This is a genomic window from Limnospira sp. (genome assembly GCF_051859755.1).
Lineage (GTDB): Bacteria > Cyanobacteriota > Cyanobacteriia > Cyanobacteriales > Microcoleaceae > Limnospira > Limnospira fusiformis.
Window position 1 is genome coordinate 1 of the sequence record NZ_JBIMLI010000304.1, and the last position, 1,829, is coordinate 1,829.

At 40.5% G+C, this 1,829-nt stretch carries 4 protein-coding genes; 2 read left to right on the plus strand and 2 right to left on the minus strand.

Annotation, left to right across the window (positions count from 1 at the left end):
• Nucleotides 1–282 precede the first annotated feature (282 nt).
• Entirely contained in the window at nucleotides 283–537 is a 255-nt protein-coding gene (locus ACTIE0_RS24120) for a pepsin/retropepsin-like aspartic protease family protein (RefSeq protein WP_006621149.1), read from the minus strand.
• Nucleotides 538–542: 5 nt separating this feature from the next.
• Nucleotides 543–755 carry a hypothetical protein gene (locus ACTIE0_RS24125; RefSeq protein ID WP_006621148.1) on the minus strand — a complete coding sequence of 71 codons (213 nt, stop codon included), beginning with the start codon at nucleotides 753–755 and terminating at the stop codon, nucleotides 543–545.
• A 150-nt stretch (nucleotides 756–905) separates the two neighbouring features.
• Between ACTIE0_RS24125 and ACTIE0_RS24130 the strand changes: the two genes are divergently transcribed.
• Nucleotides 906–1,193, plus strand: a complete 288-nt coding sequence (locus ACTIE0_RS24130; protein WP_006621147.1) for a type II toxin-antitoxin system Phd/YefM family antitoxin — start codon at nucleotides 906–908, stop codon at nucleotides 1,191–1,193.
• Nucleotides 1,183–1,506: a Txe/YoeB family addiction module toxin gene (locus ACTIE0_RS24135; protein WP_006621146.1), complete on the plus strand. Its 324-nt coding sequence runs from the start codon at nucleotides 1,183–1,185 to the stop codon at nucleotides 1,504–1,506. Before ACTIE0_RS24130 ends, ACTIE0_RS24135 begins: the two co-directional genes overlap by 11 nt.
• Nucleotides 1,507–1,829: the final 323 nt, after the last annotated feature.

Sequence of the window (1,829 nt, forward strand, 5' to 3'; positions counted from 1 at the left end):
TGCCGTTGTTAGGGTCATCACATCTTGATGAACATCATCGGCGGATAGTAACTCGGCATTGGGTTCGGGAACTTGTTTAGTCATAGTTTACCTTCCGGTTTCAGATAGGAATTATGCACGCCCTACCGTTTATAGAAACTTAGGTTTAACCTCAAATTCCATCCGGGAACGGTAAAAACACACCTCAAATTCCATAAAAAAGTTTGTTTGTCCTAAAATCAGAGATGTATCGAGGTTTTTTGTCCAAGCAAACACCAACTGAATCGGTGGAATATCGCCAATTTAAACCATTGCCAACAAAGGTATCGCGGGTTGCTTTCCTAAATTACCAGTCAGTTGAATGATTGCCTTGTTGTCTTCCCAGACAGCCCCTAATTGTTGTCCCATATCTAATTGCATAACGTTTACCGTTGCACCACTATCAACTAATCCAATGGCTTCAACCGTATGACCCTCTCGCCGAATAATCATGGGGATTTGCGGCAGGCTATCAAATTCATTTTGAGATGAATCAGTGGTAGAGTAAAAAAATCGCATTGTCATTAAGCCTCATCACTGGATTCTATGACCTGCATCAGAATCGCCCCCGCACCAAAACTATTGTAAGGAGTTGGTAAATTATAGGCTTTACCGGGTTCTAAAGGGGCAATTTTTTCTCGTGATTCCATTTCTTCAGCCAACAAACGAATCAGTTTAATTTTGTCAAGGGGTGAAAGTTGTTTAATGGCTGGGAGTAGTTCTGTAAGGGTCATCATAAATTGAAAAAGGAGTGATTTTGACAGGGGGTTAGATGGGACAGTTGTGATTTTATGGCCGGGCTGAATCAGTATCGAAGTTTACCAGAATTAGTGGATCAAGAACCCCTTAGTATTGTACAATAATGTTGTAGAAGTTATCTAGCAAAAATGATGTTAAGCAAAGAAACCACTTATTCTCAAGCGAGAATGAATTTAGCCACTATTTTGGATGAAGTGTGTGATCAGCGTCAGATTGTGGTCATTAAGCGCCCCAATGAGAAAAATGTGGCGTTAATTGCCGAAGATGAGCTAGAGAGTTTATTAGAATGTGTCTATTTACTGCGATCGCCCGAAAATGCAAAACGTTTATTTCGTGCTTTAGAATGGTCAGAAAATAGCACCGCAACTCCTCAAACGGTAGATGAATTAAAAGAGGAGTTAGGAATTGAGTCCTAAAAAGAAAAAACAAGCCAATGAAACCCCTAACGATCATATTTCAGGTTATTTTCCTGTATTTAGTCCTGATTTTAAAGCAGATTTAGCTTGGTGGTATCGCACTGAACCCAAAAAAGGAGATAAAATCCTAGATTTAGTCGCAGATATCCTTGATGGTGAACCGTTTACCGGGTTAGGAAAACCTGAACCGCTAAAATATATTGCCGCAGATACTTGGTCAAGACGCATTGATTTAGAGCATCGTTTAGTTTACAAAGTAACAGGAAATAAGGTTTATTTTTTACAAGCACGTTATCATTATCAATCAGATTAAACTGAAAATAATGGCTCTTGAGACAAAATGGGGTAAAATGTAATTGTCATTACATTAGCTAAAAATCACTCTTCGTAGGGTGGGTGCGGGTTTTTGACGAGATGTTAGAGCAAAACTAGAGCGGACGCACCCACCGCTATTGTCAAGGAAAACAGAGGGTGGTGGGTTACGGCGCGATTTGAGATTCACTGTTTTAGCTGAAAATTATCTCGCGCCTAACCCACCCTACCCAATATCTTACGGTTGAGCTAAAAATCACTCTTCGTAGGGTGGGTGCGGGTTTTTGACGAGATGTTAGAGCAAAACTAGAGCGGACGCACCCA

Excerpts from the sequence above, each read along its gene's own strand:
- ACTIE0_RS24120 (WP_006621149.1), bottom strand. The coding sequence starts at position 537 with ATGCGATTTTTTTACTCTACCACTGATTCATCTCAAAATGAATTTGAT.
- ACTIE0_RS24125 (WP_006621148.1), bottom strand. The coding sequence starts at position 755 with ATGATGACCCTTACAGAACTACTCCCAGCCATTAAACAACTTTCACCC.
- ACTIE0_RS24130 (WP_006621147.1), top strand. The coding sequence starts at position 906 with ATGATGTTAAGCAAAGAAACCACTTATTCTCAAGCGAGAATGAATTTA.